The organism is Burkholderia sp. Bp8992 (assembly GCF_003853705.1).
Lineage (GTDB): Bacteria > Pseudomonadota > Gammaproteobacteria > Burkholderiales > Burkholderiaceae > Burkholderia.
Window position 1 is genome coordinate 87,190 of sequence record NZ_QTQI01000017.1, and the last position, 24,020, is coordinate 111,209.

Sequence of the window (24,020 nt, forward strand, 5' to 3'; positions counted from 1 at the left end):
CGACAACTGATTGGATGTATCGATGCGTGAGCGTCCGGCCGAAATTCGCACGTTGCGCGCGGTCGATCGGCCGCGGCGTTTCGCGTGTTCAGTCCGTCGCGCCGAGTCATTCCGCGCGGTTGCTTTGCCGCACCTTCCCCGTGGTGATCGCGCCGCTCCGTCCGGGCCCGTATCGGGCATCGTTTTCCCGTCATTCCCCCTATCATCGGCATTTTTCGCGCAAGAAATACCGGTGCAAAAAAGCGACCTTACAACTGTCATCGTACGTCGTCGAATCGGGTGTTTTTTCACATGATGAGGCGTCGTTTTATGCAGGTTTTTGTCGCGTCTAAAGCCTTGAATCACTTGCAACTATCGCTTACAATCGCCCGGATTTGTTAGCTAGGCACCCCTGAAAGCTTTCAGAAAGCTTGGGGTCGGGTTCAAGGACTTTGCGGAAGATTGCGATGGCGGGTCAGGCGCCGGACGACAGGCACGATGATCAGCGCACGCAACGCCCCGCTTCGGCGGCCGGCGAGTGGCGCGAATCCGACGACTGGGATGTCGAGCAGCAAGATAACAACATCGTTCCGCTTACACGGACAGAGGCCGAGAGGCTGTTCGGTCCGGACGTGAGCAAGCCCTCGCGCGTGACCCCCTACAAGGTGGTGTTCGCGCAAGTGGTCCTGTCCCTGGTTGCAACGCTGGCGTGGTGGCTGTTTTCGAAGTCGCCGGGCGCCGCTGCGCAATCCGCGTTTCTGGGCGGAGCGATCGGCTGGGTGCCCAGTGCGGTATTCGTGGCACGACTGAAGGCAGGTGGCTCGGCCACCGTGATGAGCTGGGTGATGGGCGAAGCCCTGAAGCTCGCTCTGACGATCGGGATGTTCACAGCAGTGGCGTTCGGCTGGGCCGGCGTGCACTGGGTGCCGTTCCTCGTCACGTACCTCGTCGTGCTGAAGACGTACTGGATCGCGCTGGCCTGGCGGTAAGGAACAAGCAGCGTGCGGTTTCGACAACGAACCGCACCGGCCCGTTCCCGCAATAGCGTGTTGCGGAACGGGCAAAACGATTTTCGACAATTTGGGTGGCATTAACGATATGGCAGCTAGCGAAGGCACGCGCGGTCCGGATCCGTCCGAGTACATTGCGCACCACTTGCAGAATTTCTCCACCTCGCATCAGACGTCGATTTTCGACATCCACGTCTGGAATCTCGACACGCTGTTCTGGTCGATCGTGTGCGGCATCGTGACGATCCTCCTGCTGCGTCTGGCCGCCCGCAAGGCGACGTCGGGCGTGCCGGGCCGTTTCCAGTGCGCCATCGAGATGCTCGTCGAAATGGTCGAAGACCAGTCGAAGGCCATCGTCCACGGCAATCGTACCTTCATCGCGCCGCTCGCCCTCACGGTGTTCGTGTGGGTCGCGCTGATGAACTCCCTCGACTTCCTCCCGGTCGACCTGCCGGGCCGCGTGATCGGCCTGCTCGGTCTGTCGGACGTGATTTCCCACCATCGCATCGTCCCGACGGCCGACCTGAACGGCACGCTCGGCATCGCGCTCGGCGTGTTCGTCCTGATGATCTACTACAGCATCAAGATCAAGGGCGCGGGCGGCTTCGTGCACGAGCTGCTGTCGGCACCGTTCGGCGCGCACCCGCTGCTGTGGATCCCGAACCTCGCGCTCAACATTGTCGAATATCTCGCGAAGACCGTCTCTCTCGGTATGCGGCTGTTCGGCAACATGTACGCGGGTGAGCTGTTGTTCCTGTTGATCGCCCTGCTCGGCAGCATGTGGAGCTTCGGTGGCGACGCAACGTTCCTCGGCTTCGTTGGCCATGTGATCGCGGGTAGCGTCTGGGCAATCTTCCACATCCTGATTGTTCTGTTGCAGGCATTCATTTTCATGATGCTGACGCTGGTGTATCTCGGCCAGGCGCACGACAAGCACTAAGCGCGGCGTGCAAGAAAGAGTTTCCGTTTTAGTTTTTTAAATCTCAGTTCCAAGTCTTTTCACAAAGGAGTGATCATGCAAGCTTACATCGCCAACATCCAGGGTCTGACCGCCATCGGTATCGGCATCATCATCGGCCTGGGTGCAATCGGCGCCTGTATCGGTATCGCGCTGATGGGTGGCAAGTACATCGAAGCCTGCGCACGTCAGCCGGAACTCATCAACCCGCTGCAAACGAAGATGTTCCTGCTGGCTGGTCTGATCGACGCTGCATTCCTGATCGGCGTGGGTGTCGCAATGCTGTTCGCGTTCGCGAACCCGCTCCTGTCGAAGCTCGTCGCAGGCTAAGGTTCCTCGGAAATATGCGTCCGGCGCAAGCCGGCGCAGGGCGGAACGGAGACTTGGGGCGCTGATCGAATGCAACTCGATGAGCGCCTTACCGTTTCATTTTTCCGGAATAGCAGATAAGGAAACACCGTGAATCTCAACGCAACTCTGTTTGCGCAAATGGTCGTGTTCCTGGTCCTCGCGTGGTTCACGATGAAATTCGTGTGGCCGCCGTTGATCAACGCCCTCGACGAACGTTCGAAGAAGATCGCCGACGGCCTCGCCGCCGCGGAGAAGGGCAAGGCGGAACTCGACGCAGCGCACAAGCGCGTGGACCAGGAACTCGCGCAGGCCCGCAATGACGGCCAGCAGCGCATCGCCGACGCTGAAAAGCGTGCCCAGGCGGTCGCCGAGGAAATCAAGGCCAACGCCCAGGCTGAAGCCGCCCGCATCGTCGCTCAGGCGAAGGCGGAAGCAGAACAGCAAATCGTGAAGGCGCGCGAAGCGCTGCGTGGCGAAGTCGCCTCGCTGGCCGTGAAGGGCGCCGAGCAGATCCTGAAGCGCGAAGTCGATCAAACGGCCCACGCCCAACTGCTGAATCAACTGAAAGCCGAGCTCTGATCATGGCCGAACTTGCAACCATCGCCCGCCCTTACGCAGAAGCGCTGTTCCGCGTGGCCGAGGGCGGTGACATCGCCGCCTGGTCCACGCTCGTGCAAGAGCTGGCCCAGGTTGCGCGTCTGCCGGAAGTACTGTCGGTCGCGTCGAGCCCGAAGGTGACGCGCACGCAAGTAGCCGAGTTGCTGCTTGCTGCGGTGAAGTCGCCGCTCGCGGCCGGCGCCGAAGCGAAGAACTTCGTGCAGATGCTGGTCGACAATCATCGCATCGCGCTGCTGCCGGAAATTGCCGAGCAGTTCGAGGCGCTCAAGAACGAACGTGAAGGCGCAGCCGACGCCGAGATCGTGAGCGCGTTCCCGCTGAACGGCTCGGATCTCGAAAGCCTCGTCTCGGGCCTCGAACGCAAGTTCAAGCGCAAGCTGAAACCGACGGTCGAAGTCGATTCGTCGCTGATCGGCGGCGTGCGCGTGACGGTCGGCGACGAAGTGCTCGACACCTCGGTTCGCGCGCGCCTCGCATCGATGCAGGCTGCCTTGACCGCCTGAGCGCCACGCCGGCACGCAACAGAATTGACTATCAGGAGCGAATAATGCAACTCAATCCCTCTGAGATCAGCGAGCTGATCAAGAGCCGGATCCAGGGCCTTGAAGCGAGCGCAGACGTTCGCAACCAGGGCACCGTGATCTCCGTGACCGACGGTATCGTGCGTATCCACGGCCTGTCGGACGTGATGCAGGGCGAAATGCTCGAGTTTCCGGGCAACACGTTCGGTCTCGCGCTGAACCTCGAGCGCGACTCGGTCGGCGCGGTGATTCTCGGCGAATACGAACACATCTCGGAAGGCGACATCGTCAAGACGACGGGCCGCATTCTCGAAGTCCCGGTTGGCCCGGAACTCGTCGGCCGCGTGGTCGATGCGCTCGGCAACCCGATCGACGGCAAGGGCCCGGTCAACGCGAAGCTGACCGACGCGATCGAAAAGATCGCCCCGGGCGTGATCTGGCGTAAGTCGGTGTCGCAGCCGGTGCAGACGGGCATCAAGTCGATCGACGCGATGGTGCCGATCGGCCGTGGCCAGCGTGAGCTGATCATCGGCGACCGTCAGTGCGGCAAGACCGCGGTGGCGCTCGACGCGATCATCAACCAGAAGGGCAAGGACCTGATCTGTATCTACGTCGCGATCGGCCAGAAGGCTTCGTCGATCATGAACGTGGTTCGCAAGCTCGAAGAAACGGGCGCGATGGAATACACGATCGTCGTCGCTGCTTCGGCATCGGATTCGGCTGCGATGCAGTACCTCGCACCGTACGCCGGCTGCACGATGGGCGAATACTTCCGCGACCGTGGCCAAGACGCGCTGATCATCTATGACGACTTGACCAAGCAAGCCTGGGCATACCGTCAGATCTCGCTGCTGCTGCGCCGTCCGCCGGGCCGTGAAGCGTACCCGGGCGACGTGTTCTATCTGCACTCGCGTCTGCTGGAGCGTGCGGCTCGCGTGTCGGAAGAGTACGTCGAGAAGTTCACGAACGGTGAAGTGAAGGGCAAGAGCGGTTCGCTGACGGCACTGCCGGTCATCGAAACGCAGGCTGGCGACGTGACCGCGTTCGTTCCGACGAACGTGATCTCGATTACCGACGGCCAGATCTTCCTGGAAACCGACCTGTTCAACGCAGGCATCCGCCCGGCAATCAACGCCGGCGTGTCGGTGTCGCGCGTTGGTGGCGCCGCTCAGACGAAGGTCGTGAAGAAGCTGTCGGGCGGTATCCGTACCGACCTCGCGCAGTACCGTGAACTGGCTGCATTCGCGCAGTTCGCATCGGACCTCGACGAAGCGACCCGCAAGCAGCTCGAGCGCGGCCGCCGCGTGACGGAACTGCTGAAGCAGCCGCAGTACCAGCCGCTGCAGGTCTGGGAACTGGCCGTGTCGCTGTACGCCGCGAACAACGGCTACCTCGACGACCTCGACGTCAAGCAAGTGCTGTCGTTCGAGAAGGGCCTGCGCGAAAACCTGAAGACCAGCCACGCTGACCTCATCAAGCGCATCGAAGACACCAAGGATCTCTCGAAGGACGACGAAGGCGCACTGCGCTCGGCGATCGAATCCTTCAAGAAGTCCGGTGCCTATTGATCCGCGAGTGACACACTGAGGCCGCGCGGGTGCCGAGCACCCGCGCCGCTTCGGTCAAGGAGCAAGCTATGGCTGGAATGAAGGAAATTCGCGGCAAGATCAAGAGCGTGCAGAACACGCGCAAGATCACGAAGGCGATGGAGATGGTGGCTGCATCGAAGATGCGTCGCGCGCAGGAACGCATGCGCGCCGCTCGTCCGTATGCAGACAAGGTCCGTGCCATCGCCGCGCACATGAGCCGCGCGAACCCCGAGTACCGCCACCCGTTCATGGTGGCGAACGACGGCGCGAACACGGCTGGTGTCATTCTCGTCACGACGGACAAGGGTCTGTGCGGCGGTTTGAACACCAACGTGCTGCGTGCGACGGTTCAGAAGTTCAAGGAGCTGGAAGAGAAGGGCCAGAAGGTCGAAGCCACCGCGATCGGTAGCAAGGGCCTCGGGTTCCTGAACCGCTTCGGCGCGAAGGTGATGTCGCAGGTCGTGCACCTCGGCGACACCCCGCATCTGGACAAGCTGATCGGCGCCGTGAAGACGCAGCTCGATCTGTACTCGGAAGGCAAGCTGTCGGCGGTTTATATCGCTTACACGCGCTTCGTCAACACGATGAAGCAGGAAGCCGTGATCGAGCAGCTGCTGCCGCTGTCGTCGGAACACTTCGAAGCCGATGACGGTACGCCGGCCACGTCGTGGGACTACATCTACGAGCCGGACGCGCAGGCAGTCGTCGACGAACTGCTCGTGCGTTACGTCGAGGCGCTGGTGTACCAGGCCGTCGCGGAAAACATGGCGTCCGAGCAATCGGCGCGCATGGTCGCGATGAAGGCCGCGTCCGACAACGCGAAGACGGTGATCAGCGAACTGCAGCTCGTGTACAACAAGAGCCGTCAGGCCGCGATCACGAAAGAACTGTCGGAGATCGTCGGCGGCGCAGCCGCTGTTTAAGCGCGCGCCCGGGACGACAACTGCGCCTTTGCGCGAGTAAAGAATCAGGTATTTAAAGGAAAAGCGATGAGTACTGCTGCTTTGGTAGAAGGCAAGATCGTACAGTGCATCGGCGCCGTTATCGACGTGGAATTCCCGCGCGACAGCATGCCGAAGATCTACGACGCGCTTATTCTCGATGGCTCGGAACTGACGCTCGAAGTCCAGCAGCAGCTGGGCGACGGCGTGGTCCGTACCATTTGTCTGGGTGCATCCGACGGCCTGCGCCGCGGCCTGACCGTGAAGAACACGGCAAAGCCGATCTCGGTGCCGGTCGGCAAGCCGACCCTCGGCCGGATCATGGACGTCCTCGGCCGTCCGATCGATGAAGCTGGCCCGATCGAAAGCGACGTGACGCGTTCGATCCACCAGAAGGCCCCGGCGTTCGACGAACTGTCGCCGTCGACCGAACTGCTCGAAACGGGTATCAAGGTCATCGACCTGATCTGCCCGTTCGCGAAGGGCGGCAAGGTTGGCCTGTTCGGCGGTGCCGGCGTGGGCAAGACCGTCAACATGATGGAGCTCATCAACAACATCGCGAAGGAACACGGCGGTTACTCCGTGTTCGCGGGCGTGGGCGAGCGTACCCGTGAAGGGAACGACTTCTACCACGAAATGAAGGACTCGAACGTTCTCGACAAGGTCGCGCTGGTGTACGGCCAGATGAACGAGCCGCCGGGCAACCGTCTGCGCGTCGCGCTGACCGGCCTGACGATGGCCGAGCACTTCCGTGACGAAGGCCTCGACGTGCTGTTCTTCGTCGACAACATCTACCGTTTCACGCTGGCCGGTACCGAAGTGTCGGCACTGCTCGGCCGTATGCCGTCGGCAGTGGGCTATCAGCCGACGCTGGCTGAAGAAATGGGCAAGCTGCAAGAGCGCATCACGTCGACCAAGAAGGGCTCGATTACGTCGGTCCAGGCCGTGTACGTCCCTGCGGACGACTTGACCGACCCGTCGCCGGCTACGACCTTCGGCCACCTGGATGCAACCGTCGTTCTGTCGCGTGACATCGCTTCGCTGGGTATCTACCCGGCGGTCGACCCGCTCGACTCGACGTCGCGCCAGATCGACCCGAACGTGATCGGTGAAGAGCACTACTCGATCACGCGTCGCGTTCAGCAGACGCTGCAGCGCTACAAGGAACTGCGCGACATCATCGCGATTCTGGGCATGGACGAACTGTCGCCGGAAGACAAGCTGTCGGTCGCACGTGCACGTAAGATCCAGCGTTTCCTGTCGCAGCCGTTCCACGTTGCTGAAGTGTTCACGGGCTCGCCGGGCAAGTACGTGCCGCTGAAGGAAACGATCCGTGGCTTCAAGATGATCGTCGACGGCGAGTGCGACCACCTGCCGGAACAGGCGTTCTACATGGTCGGCACGATCGACGAAGCCTTCGAGAAGGCCAAGAAGATCCAGTAAAGGCTTGAGTGAGTCGCAAGCCGGCGTGTGCCGGCCGGAGCAATGAGTCAGCGATGACTTATCCGGCCGCCCGCGCCGGCCGCAATACGCTCAACCTGTGGATGAGATCGGAGTCGATATGGCAACCATCAAAGTAGACGTCGTCAGCGCGGAAGAGCAGATCTTCTCGGGCGAGGCGAAATTCGTCGCGCTGCCGGGCGAAACGGGTGAGCTGGGTATTCTGCCGGGCCACACGCCGCTGATCACGCGGATTCGTCCGGGTGCGGTGCGCATCGAAGTCGAGGGCGGCAACGACGAATTCGTGTTCGTCGCGGGCGGCATTCTCGAAGTGCAGCCGGGCGCCGTGACGGTGCTCGCCGATACCGCGATCCGCGGCAAGGACCTCGACGCGGCGAAAGCCGAGGAAGCACGCAAGCGTGCCGAGGAAACGCTGCAGAACGCGAAGTCGGATCTCGACCTCGCAAAGGCGCAATCCGAGCTCGCGACCGCGATGGCGCAGCTCGAAGCGATCCAGCGTCTGGCGAAGATCCGCAGCCGGCACTGAGCCGCGCCGCGTATCCCGCGAAAGAAAGCAGCCTTCGGGCTGCTTTTTTTTCGTCTGCGTTTTACGGGTCGGATCATTCCGTCCGGTCGTGCTATTTCACCCGTCCGCCGCGATTCGATGTCAGAGTGTCGTCAGCGGAGCGCGGCATCATCCGCGATGAGGCCGCCCGTTGCGATCATTGCGGCGGAGGCGCGCGCAGCAGGCGTGCACAGCCGGCGCGCGCGGGCCGATCAGACAAAACGGACGGAGACATCGATGGCAGCAGACCTTGGCAAGGAGGCGCTGATCGCGCCCGAGAACGGCTTGTCGTACGTGCGCGGCGCGACCGACGTGCCGCTGTCCGAAGCGACGATCGGCCGGTTCCTGCTCGACACGGCGGGCCGCTTTCCCGATCGTCCGGCCGTCGTGTTCCGCGAGCAGCAGGTGCGCTGGACCTGGCGCGAGTTCGCGAACGAGGTCGACGTGCTCGCGGCCGGCCTGGCCGCGCTCGGCATCGTGAAGGGCGACCGCGTCGGTATCTGGTCGCCGAACCGCAGCGAATGGCTGCTCACGCAGTTCGCGACCGCGCGGATCGGCGCGGTGCTCGTCAACCTGAATCCGGCCTACCGGCTCGCGGAGCTCGAATACGCGCTGAACAAGGTCGGCTGCAAGGCCGTGATCTCGGCCGAGCGCTTCAAGTCGTCGGCCTATGTCGAGATGCTGCAGACCATCGCGCCGGAGCTCGCGACCGCGACGCCGGGCGACCTGCATGCGGCACGCGTGCCGAGCCTGCGCACGGTCGTGTCGATGGGCGACGTCGCGCCGGCCGGCATGTTCCGCTTCGCGGACGTGATGACGCGCGGCCGCCAGGCGGTCGATCCCGCGTTGCTCGATGCGATCGGCGCGTCGCTCACGGCCAACGACCCGATCAATATCCAGTTCACGAGCGGCACGACGGGCAGCCCGAAGGGCGCGACGCTCACGCATCGCAACGTCGTCAACAACGGGCGCTCGATCGCGACCGCGATGCGCTTCACCGAGCAGGACACGCTGTGCATTCCCGTGCCGCTGTACCACTGCTTCGGGATGGTGCTGGCCGTGCTCGCATGCGTGTCGAAGGGCGCGGCGATGGTGTTCCCGGGCGAGGCGTTCGACCCGGTCGCGACGCTCGCGGCCGTGGCCGGCGAGCGCTGCACCGCGCTGCACGGCGTGCCGACGATGTTCATCGCGGAGCTCGATCATCCGGCGTTCCCGACGTTCGACCTGTCGACGCTGCGCACTGGGATCATGGCCGGCTCGCCGTGCCCGATCGAGACGATGAAGCGCGTCGTGTCGCAGATGCACCTGTCGGAGATCACGATCGCATACGGGATGACCGAGACGAGCCCCGTGTCGTTCCAGAGTTCGACCGACGATCCGCTCGAGAAGCGCACGACGACGGTCGGCCGCATCCAGCCGCACCTGGAAGTGAAGATCGTCGATGCGAGCGGCGACATCGTGCCGGTCGGCGCAACGGGCGAGCTGTGCACGAAGGGCTATTCGGTGATGCTCGGCTACTGGGCCGACGACGCGAAGACGCGCGAGGTGCTGGTCGACGGGTGGATGCACACGGGCGACCTCGCGACGCTCGACGCGGACGGTTACTGCAACATCGTCGGCCGCCTGAAGGACATGGTGATCCGCGGCGGTGAGAACGTCTATCCGCGCGAGATCGAGGAGTTCCTGTTTCGGCATCCGAAGATCCAGAGCGCGCAGGTCTTCGGCGTGCCCGATGCGAAATACGGCGAGGAGCTGTGTGCGTGGATCGTGCTGCGCGCGGACGAGCAGATGACCGAGGACGACGTGCGTGCGTTCTGCACCGGGCAGATCGCGCATTACAAGATTCCGCGCTACATCCGCTTCGTCGACGAGCTGCCGATGACGGTGACGGGCAAGGTGCAGAAGTTCGTGATGCGCGACCGGATGATCGAGGAACTGAAACTCGACGTGCAGAAGACCGCTTGACGCGGTGCGGCGGCGGGAAAAAACGTGGCGGCCTGCGGGCTGCCCCATGCAGGTCGCTACGCTTTCTATGGACGAAAAAAAGCGGGCTTATTAGCCCGCTAAAAACCACACGCTACGGGGTTAGCGCGAGGAGACCAAAGATGAAACCGAATCCGGCGGGGGGCCGGAAACGACTCCAACAGGGATGCCCCTCGGAAGGGCTTCGGTACGTGACCGACTGGCTCGCAGCGCTTCGCGTCCGCTCACACTTGGCACACGAGACCGCATCCGTGTTGAAACCGTTGAGGCCATTGTGGGCGAATTAATGACCCGTCGCGGTAACAAAGTGTTTCAGGTTGTAACGCCCGCCAGATAAGGCTTGGCGGGATTTTTTGCTGTTTTCGGGGTCCTGAAAAAGGTCATTTTTACCCATATTTTCCGCAGCGTTTTCAGCGCATGCGCGCGATGCGTTTTTCATGCGTATCGGGCGCGATGAATTGCCGATTTTCACGCGAGAAAGTGCGTGGCATGACCGATACCGCCTATGACGATTCATTCGTCAGAAAGATTTTGAAACGTGATTGGAATGCGCGGAAGTCGGCCGAACGGCCGATTCAAATGGTTTTGCCGCGATCGCGGAGCGCTTCGGCACGACGGCGATGTGTAACGGCGGCAGGTTTGCCGCCGCCATGCCGCGCATTCGGGAGGCAGCGGCCGCGGGGTCGAGGCCCGTTATCGGCCGCCGCGCGCGGGCGCGCTCACTTCAGCCATTTGTCCGAAATCGCCTGGTATTCGCCGGTCGATAGCGCGAGATGCAGCCACTGGTCGACGTACTGCTGGAACGCGACATCGCCGCGCGGCACCATGTACGCCTTCTCGCCGAACTGGAACGGCTTGTCCGGATGCACCGAGCACAGCCCCGGATTCAGCTTTTGCTGCAGCTGCGTCTCGGACGCGTCCGTCACCATCACGTCGGCCTTGCCCGCGAGGATCTGCTTGAAGATCGTCACGTTGTCCGGATAGACGGTCAGGTTCGCATGGGTGAAGAACTGCTTCGCGAAACGCTCGTTGGTGCCGCCCGGGTTCACGATCACGCGCGTCTCGGGCCGGTCGATCTGCGCGACGGTCTGGTATTTGTCGGCGTCCGCGCAGCGCACGATCGGCGTCTTGCCGTCGACCACGTACGGCTGCGTGAAGAACACGCGCTTCTGGCGCTCGAGCGTCGTCGACACGCCACCCACCGCGATGTCGCATTTCGCGACGAAATCGGCGGTCAGGTTCGGCCAGCTCGTCTTCACGAAGTCGGTTTTCACGCCGAGCGATTTCGCGAGCGATTCGGCCATGTCGATGTCGATGCCCTCGAAACGGCCGTCCGCGCGGTAGTACGAATACGGCTTGTAGTCGCCCGTCGTGCACACGCGCAGCGTGCCGCGCGCGAGCACGTCGTCGAGCCGCGAACCGGCGCCCGGTGCAGCGGCGGCGGTGCCCGTGGCGGTCTGCGCGTGCGCGGCGGCGCAGCAGAGCAGCGCGGCCGCGGCGAGCGTGGCGAATGTCTTCATCGGTCTCCCTCCTTCGTTTCGTGCGATATGAGCGTCCGATCATAACGGAGCCATCGCGCGCGTCATATGGCCGCCATCGCGTCGGCATGCGCAGCCGGAGGGCGGCTGTCCGGTAAAATGCCGCTTTGCCTTCGCATCGTCGCTCCTACCGTGGCCCATAACCTGCTCAACGACACCTTCCTGCGTGCGCTTCTGCGCGAGCCGACCGACTACACGCCGATCTGGCTGATGCGCCAGGCCGGCCGCTACCTGCCCGAATACAACGCGACGCGTGCGCGCGCCGGCAGCTTCCTCGGTCTCGCGAAGAATCCCGACTACGCGACCGAGGTGACGCTGCAGCCGCTCGAGCGCTTCCCGCTCGACGCCGCGATCCTGTTCTCGGACATCCTGACGATTCCGGACGCGATGGGGCTCGGCCTCGACTTCCAGGTCGGCGAAGGGCCGAAGTTCGCGCATCCGGTGCGCACCGAGGCCGACGTCGCGAAGCTCGCGGTGCCGGACATCGAGGAGACGCTCGGCTACGTAACGGGCGCCGTGCGCGAGATCCGCCGTGCGCTCACCGACGGCCAGGGCCGCCAGCGCGTGCCGCTGATCGGCTTCTCGGGCAGCCCGTGGACGCTTGCGTGCTACATGGTCGAAGGCGGCGGGTCGGACGATTTCCGTACGGTGAAGTCGATGGCGTATTCGCGCCCCGACCTGATGCACCGGATCCTCGACGTGAACGCGCAGGCGGTGGCCGCGTACCTGAACGCGCAGATCGAAGCGGGCGCGCAGGCCGTGATGATCTTCGATACGTGGGGCGGTGCGCTGGCCGACGGCGCATACCAGCGCTTCTCGCTCGACTACATCCGCCGCGTGGTGTCGCAGCTCAAGCGCGAGCACGACGGTGAGCGCGTGCCGGTGATCACGTTCACGAAGGGCGGCGGGCTGTGGCTCGAAGAGATCGCGGCGACCGGCGTCGACGCGGTCGGGCTCGACTGGACGGTCAACCTCGGCGCCGCGCGCGAGCGCGTCGGCGGGCGTGTCGCGCTGCAGGGCAACCTCGATCCGACGATCCTGTTTGCGCCGCCGGCCGCGGTGCGCGAACAGGCGCGTGCGGTGCTCGACAGCTATGGCAACCACCCCGGCCACGTGTTCAACCTCGGCCACGGCATCTCGCAATTCACGTCGCCCGATCACGTCGCCGAACTCGTCGACGAAGTGCACAGCCACAGCCGCGCGATCCGTAGCGGAGCGGCGCGCTGAACGCAAGTGCCGTCATGCTGCGCTGCGGCATGACGATGTTTCGTTTTTGAAACTAAACAGGGCGCAACCCCGCACCCGTTGCCGATTCGGTGCTTGTCAAGACTTGACTTATACACATTTTCCACGTTGCAGCGCGGTAGAGCCCTGTATCGGTCAATTTGTCTCGCTATGGTTCGGTAATTTGAATAGCAGCCTTATGGAATAAGGCTTCGCGGGGCGACGCAATGCGCGGCGAAAAACAGCGGAAAGCACGGCCCCGCGCGCGTTGCGGCCATTGAGCGGCGAGTTCTCAACAAAGTTATCCACAGGCTGGCCAGGGTATACGGCGATTCCTAATGCGAATCCAAAACTTAGCGCCGAATCTGAAGTTTTACTTTAAGTCTGCTGCCGCGATGCGGACGCGGATGCAAGCCGCCTGCACTTCGCGCATCGCTGCCGCCGGAGCGCCGCAATGAGCGGCACCTACCTGCGCGTCGCGCTCGACCATCCGCTCGCGACCCTGTTCGACTACCGCTGCGATGCGCATCCGGCGCCCGTGCCCGGCACGCTCGTGCAGGTGCCGTTCGGCAAGCGGCAGGCGGTCGGGCTCGTCTGCGAAGTGACGACTCACACCGATGTGCCGCCGTCGCGGCTGCGCGCGGTCGACGCAATCTGCACCGATCTCCCGCCGCTGTCGCCCGACTGGCTCGCGCTCGTGTCGTTCGCCGCCGATTACTATCAGCGCGGGCGCGGTGAGGTCGCGTTGCCGGCGTTGCCGCAGGCGCTGCGCGACGCCGGGCGCTGGGGGCGGTTGCTCGCGCCCGAAGTGCGCTACCAGCCGACGGACGCCGGCCGCGCGGCGCTGCCCGATGCGCTGCCCGCTCGCGGCGCGGCGCTGCGGCGGCTCGCGCAGGCGCTCGTCGACACCGGCTCGCTGACGCTGCCCGATGCGCGCGCGCTGCATCCGAAGGCGGCCGCGACGCTCGACGACTGGGCGGCACGCGGCTGGGTCGACGTCGAGGAGATCGGCTGGGCCGACGCTCCTGTGCCCAAAGCTGTGGATAACCTGTCGACAACCGGTGGACGAACTGTGCCGCCGGCGCTGACCGACCAGCAGGCCGAGGCACTCGACGCGATCCGCGCGGGCGAGGGCTTCGCACCGTTCCTGCTGCACGGCGTGACGGGCAGCGGCAAGACCGAGGTCTATCTGCATGCGCTCGCGTCGCTGCTCGACGCGCGGCCGGACGCGCAGGCGCTCGTGCTCGTGCCCGAAATCAACCTGACGCCGCAGTTCGAGGCCGCGTTTCGCGCGCGCTTCGCGGGCGCGCTCGCCGACGATGCGATCGTCACGCTGCACAGCGGGCTCGCCGAGGGCGAGCGGGCGCGCAACTGGCTGGCCGCGCACACGGGGCGCGCGCGGATCGTGCTCGGCACGCGCCTGGCGGTGCTCGCGTCGATGCCGATGCTCGCGTTGATCGTCGTCGACGAGGAGCACGAGCCCGCATACAAACAGCAGGAAGGGCTGCGCTATTCGGCGCGCGATCTCGCCGTGTGGCGCGCGAAGCAGCTCGGCATCACGGTGGTGCTCGGCTCGGCCACGCCGTCGCTGGAAAGCTGGTGGCAGGCCGAGCAAGGGCGCTACACGCGGCTCACGCTGTCGCGTCGCGCGGTGGCCGACGCGACGCTGCCGACCGTGCGGCTGATCGATCTCGAAGAGGAGCGGCGGCGCGGCCGTGCGTCGATGGGCGGGCTGTCGGGGCCGCTCGTCGCGGCGCTGAAGGCGCGGCTCGAGCGCGGCGAGCAGAGCCTCGTGTTCCTGAACCGGCGCGGCTACGCGCCGCAGCTCGCGTGCGACGCATGCGGCTGGGTCGCCGGTTGCCCGCGCTGCAGTGCGTACGTCGTGCTGCACAAGCCCGAGCATGCGCTGCGCTGCCATCACTGCGGCTGGGAAGCGCGCATTCCGCGGTCGTGCCCCGAGTGCGGGAACGTCGACATCGCGCCGCTCGGGCGCGGCACGCAGCGCATCGAGGAGGCGCTGGCCGAGGCCGTGCCCGGCGCGCGCATCTTGCGGATCGACGCGGACAGCACGCGCCGCAAGGGCAGCGCGCAGGCGCTGTTCTCCGACGTGCACGCGGGCGAGGTCGACATCCTGGTCGGCACGCAGATGATCGCGAAGGGGCACGACTTCCAGCGCGTGTCGCTCGTCGGCGTGCTCAATGCCGATACCGCGCTGTTCTCGCACGACTTTCGCGCGAGCGAACGGCTGTTCGCGCAGCTGATGCAGGTGAGCGGTCGTGCTGGCCGCGCGGGGTTGCCGGGCGAGGTGATGGTGCAGACGCGCTACCCGCGCCACGCGCTGTACCACGCGCTCGGGCGGCAGGATTACGTCGGCTTCGCGAATTCGACGCTCGGCGAGCGCCGCGACGCGCACCTGCCGCCGTTCGTCTACCAGGCGCTGCTGCGCGCCGAGGGGCGCACGCTCGACGCGGCGCTCGCGTTCCTGCTGCAGGCCGCGGCCGCGTTGCCCGGCCTGCCGGGCGCCGATCGCGTGACCGTCTACGACGCGGTGCCGATGACGATCGTCAAGGTCGCGAACGTCCACCGAGCGCAGTTGCTGCTCGAAAGCGCGTCGCGGGCTGCGCTGCAGCACGCGCTGCGGGCGTGGCAGCCGGAGTTGCGCGCGCTGAAGGGTGTGCTGCGGTGGAGCGTCGAGGTCGATCCGCTGGATATCTGAGCGGCGTGCTGCCGTAGCCAGTCAGCCTGCAAGCAGTCCGGCCCGTCGGGCGCCGCTCGACTGTCTCTTGTCGCGCCCCCGGCCGGGCGCCGCATCCCGTCATCCCACCCAGTGCAACCCGTTTTCGGCCGCTTCCGCGCGCGCAGAAGGTTGCACGCGCGTGTCGAATCGCCCCGATCAGGGAAAACACCGATCCTCCGACCACGGGCAACCCCTAGGTTGCAACCGCATAAGTGACTGATTATATTGGCTAACTTATGGGTGCAACCTACCTCGCAATTTGGTTGCACCTTTTTATTGCGTGCCGTAGGATTTCGCGCATCCTCTCACACCACATTGCCGGGCTCGCACCGGCGCACGAACCCACCATGGCAAGCACGACTCTCGGCGTCAAAGTCGACGACCTTCTCCGCTCGCGCCTCAAGGACGCCGCCGCGCGTCTCGAGCGCACTCCCCACTGGCTGATCAAGCAGGCGATCTTCGCGTATCTCGAGCGGATCGAGCACGGCCAGCTGCCGCCGGAACTGTCGGGCCACAGCGGCGTGACGGAGCTCGCCGACGGTCAGGCGGCGGACGGCGACGACGACAACTCGCCGCATCCGTTCCTCGAGTTCGCGCAGAACGTGCAGCCGCAATCGGTGCTGCGCGCGGCGATCACGGCCGCGTATCGCCGCCCCGAGCCGGAATGCGTGCCGTTCCTGCTCGGCCAGGCGCGCCTGCCGGCGAACCTGCAGGCGGACGTGCAGGCGCTCGCGACGAAGCTCGTCGAGGCGCTGCGCGAGAAGAGTTCGGGCGGCGGCGTCGAAGGGCTGATCCACGAGTTCTCGCTGTCGAGCCAGGAAGGCGTCGCGCTGATGTGCCTCGCCGAAGCGCTGCTGCGCATTCCCGACCGCGCGACGCGCGATGCGCTGATCCGCGACAAGATCAGCAAGGGCGACTGGCGCTCGCACGTCGGCCACGCGCCGTCGCTGTTCGTGAACGCGGCGACCTGGGGGCTGATGATCACCGGCAAGCTCGTGACGACCAACAGCGAAGCGGGCCTGTCGTCGGCGCTCACGCGCCTGATCGGCCGCGGCGGCGAGCCGCTGATCCGCAAGGGCGTCGACATGGCGATGCGCCTGATGGGCGAGCAGTTCGTCACCGGCGAAACGATTTCCGAAGCGCTCGCGAACAGCCGCAAGTACGAAGCGCGCGGCTTCCGCTACTCGTACGACATGCTCGGCGAAGCGGCGACGACCGAAGAGGACGCGCAGCGCTACTACGCGTCGTACGAACAGGCGATCCACGCGATCGGCAAGGCGGCCGGCGGCCGCGGCATCTACGAAGGCCCGGGCATCTCGATCAAGCTGTCGGCGCTGCATGCGCGCTACTCGCGCTCGCAGCAGGACCGCACGATGAGCGAGCTGCTGCCGCGCGTGCGCGCACTCGCGCTGCTCGCGCGCCGCTACGACATCGGCCTGAACATCGACGCGGAAGAAGCCGACCGTCTCGAACTGTCGCTCGACCTGCTCGAAGCGCTGTGCTTCGACCCGGAGCTCGCCGGCTGGAACGGCATCGGCTTCGTCGTGCAGGGCTACCAGAAGCGCTGCCCGTTCGTGATCGACTACCTGATCGATCTCGCGCGCCGCAGCCGTCACCGCCTGATGATCCGCCTCGTGAAGGGCGCGTACTGGGATAGCGAGATCAAGCGTGCGCAGGTCGACGGCCTCGAAGGCTATCCGGTCTACACGCGCAAGATCTACACCGACGTGTCGTACCTCGCGTGCGCGAAGAAGCTGCTCGCGGCACCGGACGCCGTCTACCCGCAGTTCGCGACGCACAACGCGCACACGCTGGCCGCGATCTATCACCTGGCCGGCCAGAACTACTACCCCGGTCAGTACGAATTCCAGTGCCTGCACGGGATGGGCGAGCCGCTGTACGAGGAAGTCACCGGCCGCGACAAGCTGAACCGCCCGTGCCGCGTGTATGCGCCGGTCGGCACGCACGAGACGCTGCTCGCGTACCTCGTGCGCCGCCTGCTGGAAAACGGCGCGAACACGTCGTTCGTGAACCGCATCGCGGACAAGACCGTGCCGGTGAAGGAACTGGTCGCCGATCCGGTCGACGAGGCGTCGAAGGTCGTGCCGCTCGGCGCGCCGCACGCGAAGATCCCGCTGCCGCGCAACCTGTACGGCGACGAGCGTCCCAACTCGATGGGCCTCGACCTGTCGAACGAACACCGTCTCGCGTCGCTGTCGTCCGCGCTGCTCGCGAGCGCGCACTTCCCGTGGCGCGCGGCGCCGATGCTCGACGACGATACGCTCGCCGACGCACCGGCACGCGACGTGCGCAACCCGGCCGACCAGCGCGACCTGGTCGGCACGGTCAGCGAAGCGACGGCCGAGCACGTGAGCGCGGCGCTCGCGCATGCGGTGGCCGCCGCGCCGATCTGGCAGGCGACGCCGGTCGACGCACGCGCCGACTGCCTGGTGCGCGCGGCCGACCTGCTCGAAGCGCAGATGCACACGCTGATGGGCCTGATCGTGCGCGAAGCCGGCAAGTCGCTGCCGAACGCGATCGCCGAGATCCGCGAAGCGGTCGACTTCCTGCGCTACTACGCGGCGCAGATCCGCGACGAATTCTCGAACGACACGCACCGTCCGCTCGGCCCCGTGGTCTGTATCAGCCCGTGGAACTTCCCGCTCGCGATCTTCATGGGCCAGGTGGCCGCGGCGCTTGCCGCCGGCAACACGGTGCTCGCGAAGCCGGCCGAACAGACGCCGCTGATCGCCGCGCAGGCCGTGCGCCTGCTGCGCGAGGCCGGCGTGCCGGCCGGCGCGGTGCAGCTGCTGCCGGGCACGGGCGAGACCGTCGGCGCGGCGCTGGTCGCCGATCCGCGTACGCGTGCGGTGATGTTCACCGGTTCGACCGAAGTCGCGCGCCTGATCAACAAGACGCTCGCCGCGCGCCTCGACCCGGACGGCAAGCCGATTCCGCTGATCGCCGAAACGGGCGGCCAGAACGCGATGATCGTCGACTCGTCGGCGCTCGCGGAGCAGGTCGTCGCGGACGTGATGCAGTCGTCGTTCGACTCGGCCGGTCAACGGTGTTCGGCGCTGCGCGTTCTGTGTCTGCAGGACGACGTCGCGGACCGCACGCTGACGATGCTGAAGGGCGCGATGCACGAGCTGGCGCTCGGCAACCCCGACCGGCTGTCGACGGACGTCGGCCCGGTGATCGACGGCGAAGCGAAGCAGACGATCGACGCGCACGTCGCGACGATGAAGGAGAAAGGCCATGCGGTCACGCAGCTGCCGGCGCCGGATGCCTGCGCGCACGGCACGTTCGTGCCGCCGACGCTGATCGAGATCGGCAGCATCGACGAACTGAAGCGTGAAGTGTTCGGCCCCGTGCTGCACGTGGTGCGCTACCGCCGCAGCCAGCTCGACAAGCTGCTCGAGCAGATCCGCGCGACCGGTTACGGGCTGACGCTCGGTATCCACACGCGGATCGACGAGACGATCGCGCACGTGATCTCGAACGCGCACGTCGGCAACATCTACGTGAACCGCAACGTGATCGGCGCGGTGGTCGGCGTGCAGCCGTTCGGCGGCGAAGGGCTGTCGGGCACGGGCCCGAAGGCCGGCGGCGCGCTGTACCTGCAGCGCCTGCTCGCGACGCGTCCGTCGGGCCTGCCGCGTTCGCTCGCGCAGGCGCTGATCGCGGACGGCGCGGCCGACGGCGATGCGCGCGGCAACCCGGCCGCGGCGCTCACGACGTTGCGCGACTGGCTGATCGAGCAGCGCGAGCCGGTACTGGCCGCACGTTGCGACGGCTATCTGGCACAGGTGCCGGCCGGCGCGACCGCCGTGCTGGCCGGGCCGACGGGCGAGCGAAACACGTATACACTCGGCCCGCGCGGCACGGTGCTGTGTGTCGCGGCCACGCCGGGCGGTGCGCGTGCGCAGTTCGCGGCGGTGCTGGCGACCGGCAACCGTGCGCTGTTCGCGGGCGCGGCCGGCGAGGCGCTGGTCGCCGCGCTGCCGGCGTCGCTGAAGGCGCATGCAAGCGTGCGCAAGCAGGCCGACGCGCCGTTCGACGCGGTGCTGTTCGAAGGCGACAGCGACGAACTGCAGACGCTCGTGAAGGACGTCGCGCAGCGGCCGGGCCCGATTGTGTCGGTGCAGGGCGTGTCGGTGGGCGCGTTCGAGAACGGCGATGCGGAAGATTACGCGCTGGAGCGGTTGCTGACGGAGCGCTCGGTGAGCGTGAATACGGCAGCGGCCGGCGGCAATGCAAATTTGATGACGATCGGCTGACCATCCTTGCCGTTCGGATCAAACAAAGGAAGCGGCAAGGCGATCCCGAAGCCGCTCCATTTACCCTGGTACCAAGGAGATGCTATGCAACACACGATGAAAAAGCTGGCAGGCGCGACGTTCGTCGCGGTCATGTCGCTGGCGGGGACGGCCCATGCGGATGACGTGAAGATCGGTTACGCAGGGCCGATGACGGGCGCGCAGGCGCACTACGGCAAGGATATGCAGAACGGGATCGTGCTCGCGCTGGAGGACTTCAACGCGACGAACCCGAAGATCGGCGGCAAGCCGGTGAAGTTCGTGCTGAGCACGCAGGACGACCAGGCTGACCCGCGCACGGGCACGACGGTCGCACAGAAGCTCGTCGACGACGGCATCAAGGGCATGCTCGGCCACTTCAACTCGGGCACGACGATTCCCGCCTCGCGCATCTACGCGAATGCGGGCATTCCGGAAATCGCGATGGCGACGGCACCGGAATACACGCAGCAGGGCTACAAGACGACCTTCCGCATGATGACATCCGACACGCAGCAGGGCTCGGTGGCCGGTACGTTCGCATCGAAGGATCTCGGCATGAAGAAGATCGCGATCGTCGACGACCGCACGGCCTACGGCCAGGGTCTTGCCGACCAGTTCGAGAAGGCCGCGAAGGCGGGCGGTGCGACGATCGTCGACCGTGAATTCACGAACGACAAGGCTGTCGACTTCAAGGCCATTCTGACCAAGCTGAAGGCTGCGAAGCCGGACATGGTCTACTACGGCGGCGCGGATTCGCAGGCCGCGCCGATGGTCAAGCAGATGAAGGCGCTGGGCTTCACCGCACCGCTGATGAGCGGCGAAATGGTGAAGACGCCGACGTTCCTGAAGATCGCCGGCAACGCGGCCGACGGCACGATCGCTTCGCTGGCCGGCCTCCCGCTGGAAGAAATGCCGGGCGGCAAGACCTACGCCGACAAGTACAAGAAGCGCTTCGGCGAAGACGTGCAGACGTACTCGCCGTACGCGTACGACGGCGCGATGGCGCTGCTGAACGCGATGAAGAAGGCCGATTCGACCGATCCGGCGAAGTACCTGCCGGTGCTCGCGAAGACCGACATGGCGGGCGTGACGTCGACGCACGTCGCGTATGACGCGAAGGGCGACCTGAAGAACGGCGGCATCACGATGTACAAGGTCGAGAAGGGCGAGTGGAAGCCGCTGAAGAGCATCGGCGGGAAGTAAGCAGCCAGTCACGATGTTCTGAAGCGCGGGCGGCGGCGAAGGTCGCTGCCTGCTGCTCATGAGAAAAGCCACCAGGCCCGTCGAGGCCGGGTGGCTTTTTCTTTGCCTGAGTCGCTCAGTGCCATGTGCCGGAGTACACCCACAAGCGGCCGCCATCGAACGACAGCCACCCGTCGGCATCCGGGCCGCGCAGCGGGCCCGACACGGTGAGAGGACGATACGGCCGGTCGCCCTGGTGACCGTCGAGCAGGTAGAGGTCCCGTCCGCTCAGCGCCAGGTAGTAGTACTGGCCACCGGCTCCCGCTACCTTGAAATAGACGACGCGCTTCGTATCCACACCGTTGATTCGCACGGGTGCCGGCCCGCTGTCGAACAGCAGCGCGCCGCCTCCGACCGCAACGTGGGTCTGCGTCGCATCGCTGACGTGCGGCTTCTCCTGAAGGCACTTCAGGTCTGGATGCCCCGGGACCGGGCAGGCGGGTTGCAGGATCCGGAAATCGGCGGGGTGAAAGCCGGTCGCTAGTTCGCCCGTGCGCAGGAAGACGTGAGACCCGTCGGTGATGAAGTCCGGCGACAGCATTTTCAGCGTGGGGCGCACGTCCGGCCGTGCATGGATACCCGCGTAGTCGAAGCCGTAGACGCGGTTGCCGATGACGGCCAGTTCGTCTCCGTAAAAATCGACGCGGGCGTTGGGCGCGATGCCCGCGATCGGGTTGCCCCCGTAGTACAAATGCCGCGAATCGCGCGCCCAGTCGGTGCGCAACCGTACGCCGGCCGGCAGGAACGTGTGGAAGGTTTCGGGATCGGCGCCTTCGATCCGCATGACGACGGGCCCCCGGATTGCGCTTGTTCCTTCGAAATCCTCGGCCGCGCGAAAGACCGACACGCCATCGGTTGCATAGGATGCACGCGACAGTTCGTTTCGCGGTGCAGGGTCGCTTGCGGCATCGTCGATCAGGCGGAACTGCGCGCCGCGTTCGGAAATCGGGTAGTAATTGACCTGCCGCCTGTTACTGACGACGCGCAACGATTCCGGTACAAAGCAGCCTGGCGGGTCGAATATCGGGCCGCCTCCGATCGTCGTCCGTCCGCACTCGGGCTTGCCCGAAAAGTCGAATGTCCGGACGTAGTAGGCCCGGTTGTCGACGACCGCGAAGTCCGCACCGTGCATGTCCGACGATCGGGCCCGACATCGGGTCGTAGGCCCGGCTTCGAACGTGTCGTGTTCGTCGTAGAAGATATACGGCCGCGTGGCGTTGGCAGGCCCGATGCGACGATAGAACGTCTCCTCACAGTGGTTGAGCGTGAGCCCTGCGTGGGCGGGGGCGGTACTCAGGCCGAGCAAAAGCAGCAGGCCGAGCAGGCTGGCGCGTAGTGTCATGTCGCTTTCGTATGAATCAGGGCATGCCCCGGAACCGGTTCGACGCCATTCTAGGTTCCGTCGAATCCCATCGGCAATCCGCAGCCGGCCCCGGGTCTTGCCGCCGTGGTGCGATAGCGCGGCGCACGCCTCTCCGGAGCCTGCGCTCAGTCCGCCCGCACCCGCAGCAAGAACTTCTGCAGCTTGCCGGTCGGCGTGCGCGGCAGCGCCTGCGCGAACGTGAACTCGCGCGGAACCTTGTATGCCGCAAGCCGCTCGCCGCAGAACGCGCGCAGCGCATCCGCGTCGGGCGCGGCGTTCGCACGCAGCACGACGTGTGCGACGACCGTCTCGCCCCAGTCGGGATGCGGAACGCCGACGACGGCCGCCTCCGCGATGTCCGGGTGCGCGCCGAGCACGTCCTCCACTTCCTTCGAATAGATGTTCTCGCCGCCCGAGACGATCATGTCCTTCAGCCGGTCGACGATGAACAGGTAGCCATCCTCATCGATTCGCGCGATGTCGCCGGTGCGATACCAGCCGTCCGGCGTGAACGCCGCGCGCGTCGCGGCCGCGTCGTCGAGATAGCCGAGCATCATGCAGTCGGCCTTCAGCCAGATTTCGCCGGTTTCACCCGGCTGCGCGTCGATGCCGTCCATCCGCACGACACGGAGGTCGACGCCCGGTCCGCCCTGGCGGCCGATCGAACCGGCCTTCGCGATCTGCTCGTCCGGATACAGCGTCGTGCCGGCCGGTCCCGTCTCGGTCATGCCGTACACCTGGAAGAACGCGTCGCTGCGATACGCGCGGGCGAGCCGTTCGGCCTGCGCGGCGCCGATCGGGCCGCCGCCGTACAGCCACGCGCGCACGCTCGACAGGTCGAACGCGCCGAAGCCGTCGATCGTGTCGAGCGGCAGCGTGTACGACACGGGTGCGCCGAAATACATCGTCACGCGTTCACGCTCGATGGTCTGCAGGAAACGCAGCGGATGGTATTCGCGCAGCAGCACGACGGTGCCGCCCGCGAACAGCGTGCCGCCGAACCAGTTGTTCAGCGGCGACGAATGCCAGATCGGCATCGCCATCAGCGTGCGCTCGTTGCGGCCGATGCCGGTCGCGAGCGCGGCCTGCATCGCCGCGAGCGTCACGGCGCGATGGCTGTGCATGCAGCCCTTCGGGCGGCCCGTCGTGCCGGACGTATAGAGGATCTGCGCGATGTCGCCGTCGGCCGGCTCGATGCCCGCGAGGCCGTCCCGCGTCGCGCACATCGTGTCGAAGTTCGGCACGCCGTCGAGCTCGCCCTCGGTCACGAGCCGCCGCGCCGGATGCACGAGGCGCTCGACCACCGGTGCGAGCGCCACGTCGAACAGCAGCGCCTTGCAGCGGCTGTGTTCGAGCACGTAGTCGACTTCCGGCGCCTGCAGCTTGTGGTTGATCGGCACGAACGCCGCGCCGAGCCGCCACGCGCCGAACATCAGGTCGACGAAGGCCGGCGTGTTGAAGCACATCGCGGCGACGCGGTCGCCGGCCGCGACGCCGAGCGCGCTCAACACGGCCGCCGCGCGGTGCGAGCGCTCGCGCGCGGCGGCATACGTGATCGTCGCGGATTCGCTGACGAGGAACGGCTTGTCGGGCGTCGCACGGGCGGCGCGGTCGAGGGCGGCGACGAGGTTCATCGGGGCTCCGGGCGAGGCGGGAGGCG

Annotated in this window: 18 protein-coding genes; 14 read left to right on the forward strand and 4 right to left on the reverse strand. The window is 65.7% G+C overall.

Translation table 11 applies throughout. From position 1 onward, the window contains the following. Positions 1 to 446 precede the first annotated feature (446 nt). From DIE03_RS23830 to DIE03_RS23875, 10 genes are all read left to right on the forward strand, one after another. Entirely contained in the window at positions 447 to 968 is a 522-nt protein-coding gene (locus tag DIE03_RS23830) for an ATP synthase subunit I (protein WP_124454626.1), read from the forward strand. Between the two features lie 109 nt (positions 969 to 1,077). Continuing rightward, positions 1,078 to 1,929 carry a F0F1 ATP synthase subunit A gene (gene atpB, locus DIE03_RS23835; protein WP_039351439.1) on the forward strand — a complete coding sequence of 284 codons (852 nt, stop codon included), beginning with the start codon at positions 1,078 to 1,080 and terminating at the stop codon, positions 1,927 to 1,929. Between the two features lie 75 nt (positions 1,930 to 2,004). Continuing rightward, the gene (gene atpE, locus DIE03_RS23840) at positions 2,005 to 2,277 is read left to right on the forward strand and encodes a F0F1 ATP synthase subunit C (protein WP_021160442.1); all 273 of its coding nucleotides are present in this window, start codon (positions 2,005 to 2,007) and stop codon (positions 2,275 to 2,277) included. A gap of 129 nt (positions 2,278 to 2,406) precedes the next feature. After that, entirely contained in the window at positions 2,407 to 2,877 is a 471-nt protein-coding gene (locus DIE03_RS23845) for a F0F1 ATP synthase subunit B (RefSeq protein ID WP_006751767.1), read from the forward strand. A gap of 2 nt (positions 2,878 to 2,879) precedes the next feature. After that, positions 2,880 to 3,419: a F0F1 ATP synthase subunit delta gene (locus DIE03_RS23850; RefSeq protein WP_124454628.1), complete on the forward strand. Its 540-nt coding sequence runs from the start codon at positions 2,880 to 2,882 to the stop codon at positions 3,417 to 3,419. A gap of 44 nt (positions 3,420 to 3,463) precedes the next feature. After that, the gene (gene atpA / locus DIE03_RS23855; RefSeq protein ID WP_021160444.1) at positions 3,464 to 5,005 is read left to right on the forward strand and encodes a F0F1 ATP synthase subunit alpha; all 1,542 of its coding nucleotides are present in this window, start codon (positions 3,464 to 3,466) and stop codon (positions 5,003 to 5,005) included. A gap of 68 nt (positions 5,006 to 5,073) precedes the next feature. Next, positions 5,074 to 5,949: a F0F1 ATP synthase subunit gamma gene (atpG, locus tag DIE03_RS23860; protein WP_124454630.1), complete on the forward strand. Its 876-nt coding sequence runs from the start codon at positions 5,074 to 5,076 to the stop codon at positions 5,947 to 5,949. 66 nt (positions 5,950 to 6,015) lie between these two features. Further along, positions 6,016 to 7,410 carry a F0F1 ATP synthase subunit beta gene (atpD, locus tag DIE03_RS23865; protein WP_006477287.1) on the forward strand — a complete coding sequence of 465 codons (1,395 nt, stop codon included), beginning with the start codon at positions 6,016 to 6,018 and terminating at the stop codon, positions 7,408 to 7,410. A 118-nt stretch (positions 7,411 to 7,528) separates the two neighbouring features. Beyond that, entirely contained in the window at positions 7,529 to 7,954 is a 426-nt protein-coding gene (locus DIE03_RS23870) for a F0F1 ATP synthase subunit epsilon (RefSeq protein WP_006477288.1), read from the forward strand. 255 nt (positions 7,955 to 8,209) lie between these two features. Continuing rightward, the gene (locus DIE03_RS23875) at positions 8,210 to 9,937 is read left to right on the forward strand and encodes an AMP-binding protein (protein WP_124454632.1); all 1,728 of its coding nucleotides are present in this window, start codon (positions 8,210 to 8,212) and stop codon (positions 9,935 to 9,937) included. Between the two features lie 301 nt (positions 9,938 to 10,238). On the opposite strand, the gene DIE03_RS38395 is transcribed toward DIE03_RS23875, so the two are convergent. Together DIE03_RS38395 and DIE03_RS23890 are read right to left on the reverse strand one after the other, a co-directional pair. After that, positions 10,239 to 10,394 carry a hypothetical protein gene (locus DIE03_RS38395; protein WP_185658210.1) on the reverse strand — a complete coding sequence of 52 codons (156 nt, stop codon included), beginning with the start codon at positions 10,392 to 10,394 and terminating at the stop codon, positions 10,239 to 10,241. Positions 10,395 to 10,674: 280 nt separating this feature from the next. Continuing rightward, positions 10,675 to 11,475 (reverse strand): transporter substrate-binding domain-containing protein, encoded by an 801-nt coding sequence (locus DIE03_RS23890; protein ID WP_124454636.1) that lies wholly within the window; start codon positions 11,473 to 11,475, stop codon positions 10,675 to 10,677. A 150-nt stretch (positions 11,476 to 11,625) separates the two neighbouring features. Between DIE03_RS23890 and hemE the strand changes: the two genes are divergently transcribed. From hemE to DIE03_RS23910, 4 genes are all read left to right on the forward strand, one after another. Then, positions 11,626 to 12,720, forward strand: a complete 1,095-nt coding sequence (gene hemE / locus DIE03_RS23895; protein ID WP_311767306.1) for a uroporphyrinogen decarboxylase — start codon at positions 11,626 to 11,628, stop codon at positions 12,718 to 12,720. Positions 12,721 to 13,171: 451 nt separating this feature from the next. Further along, the gene (locus DIE03_RS23900; RefSeq protein WP_124454640.1) at positions 13,172 to 15,433 is read left to right on the forward strand and encodes a primosomal protein N'; all 2,262 of its coding nucleotides are present in this window, start codon (positions 13,172 to 13,174) and stop codon (positions 15,431 to 15,433) included. Positions 15,434 to 15,801: 368 nt separating this feature from the next. Then, positions 15,802 to 19,734, forward strand: a complete 3,933-nt coding sequence (putA, locus tag DIE03_RS23905) for a trifunctional transcriptional regulator/proline dehydrogenase/L-glutamate gamma-semialdehyde dehydrogenase (RefSeq protein WP_124454642.1) — start codon at positions 15,802 to 15,804, stop codon at positions 19,732 to 19,734. An 84-nt stretch (positions 19,735 to 19,818) separates the two neighbouring features. Next, complete coding sequence (locus DIE03_RS23910; protein ID WP_124454643.1) at positions 19,819 to 20,958, forward strand: branched-chain amino acid ABC transporter substrate-binding protein; 1,140 nt, start codon at positions 19,819 to 19,821, stop codon at positions 20,956 to 20,958. A gap of 115 nt (positions 20,959 to 21,073) precedes the next feature. Here DIE03_RS23910 and DIE03_RS23915 read toward each other — a convergent pair whose 3' ends face one another. Next, the gene (locus tag DIE03_RS23915; RefSeq protein WP_124454645.1) at positions 21,074 to 22,339 is read right to left on the reverse strand and encodes a hypothetical protein; all 1,266 of its coding nucleotides are present in this window, start codon (positions 22,337 to 22,339) and stop codon (positions 21,074 to 21,076) included. A gap of 146 nt (positions 22,340 to 22,485) precedes the next feature. Continuing rightward, the gene (locus DIE03_RS23920) at positions 22,486 to 23,994 is read right to left on the reverse strand and encodes a class I adenylate-forming enzyme family protein (RefSeq protein ID WP_124454647.1); all 1,509 of its coding nucleotides are present in this window, start codon (positions 23,992 to 23,994) and stop codon (positions 22,486 to 22,488) included. Positions 23,995 to 24,020 lie beyond the last annotated feature (26 nt).

Excerpts from the sequence above, each read along its gene's own strand:
- DIE03_RS23830 (WP_124454626.1), top strand. The coding sequence starts at position 447 with ATGGCGGGTCAGGCGCCGGACGACAGGCACGATGATCAGCGCACGCAA.
- atpB (WP_039351439.1), top strand. The coding sequence starts at position 1,078 with ATGGCAGCTAGCGAAGGCACGCGCGGTCCGGATCCGTCCGAGTACATT.
- atpE (WP_021160442.1), top strand. The coding sequence starts at position 2,005 with ATGCAAGCTTACATCGCCAACATCCAGGGTCTGACCGCCATCGGTATC.
- DIE03_RS23850 (WP_124454628.1), top strand. The coding sequence starts at position 2,880 with ATGGCCGAACTTGCAACCATCGCCCGCCCTTACGCAGAAGCGCTGTTC.
- atpA (WP_021160444.1), top strand. The coding sequence starts at position 3,464 with ATGCAACTCAATCCCTCTGAGATCAGCGAGCTGATCAAGAGCCGGATC.
- atpG (WP_124454630.1), top strand. The coding sequence starts at position 5,074 with ATGGCTGGAATGAAGGAAATTCGCGGCAAGATCAAGAGCGTGCAGAAC.
- atpD (WP_006477287.1), top strand. The coding sequence starts at position 6,016 with ATGAGTACTGCTGCTTTGGTAGAAGGCAAGATCGTACAGTGCATCGGC.
- DIE03_RS23870 (WP_006477288.1), top strand. The coding sequence starts at position 7,529 with ATGGCAACCATCAAAGTAGACGTCGTCAGCGCGGAAGAGCAGATCTTC.
- DIE03_RS23875 (WP_124454632.1), top strand. The coding sequence starts at position 8,210 with ATGGCAGCAGACCTTGGCAAGGAGGCGCTGATCGCGCCCGAGAACGGC.
- DIE03_RS38395 (WP_185658210.1), bottom strand. The coding sequence starts at position 10,394 with ATGAAAAACGCATCGCGCGCATGCGCTGAAAACGCTGCGGAAAATATG.
- DIE03_RS23890 (WP_124454636.1), bottom strand. The coding sequence starts at position 11,475 with ATGAAGACATTCGCCACGCTCGCCGCGGCCGCGCTGCTCTGCTGCGCC.
- DIE03_RS23900 (WP_124454640.1), top strand. The coding sequence starts at position 13,172 with ATGAGCGGCACCTACCTGCGCGTCGCGCTCGACCATCCGCTCGCGACC.
- putA (WP_124454642.1), top strand. The coding sequence starts at position 15,802 with ATGGCAAGCACGACTCTCGGCGTCAAAGTCGACGACCTTCTCCGCTCG.
- DIE03_RS23910 (WP_124454643.1), top strand. The coding sequence starts at position 19,819 with ATGCAACACACGATGAAAAAGCTGGCAGGCGCGACGTTCGTCGCGGTC.
- DIE03_RS23915 (WP_124454645.1), bottom strand. The coding sequence starts at position 22,339 with ATGACACTACGCGCCAGCCTGCTCGGCCTGCTGCTTTTGCTCGGCCTG.
- DIE03_RS23920 (WP_124454647.1), bottom strand. The coding sequence starts at position 23,994 with ATGAACCTCGTCGCCGCCCTCGACCGCGCCGCCCGTGCGACGCCCGAC.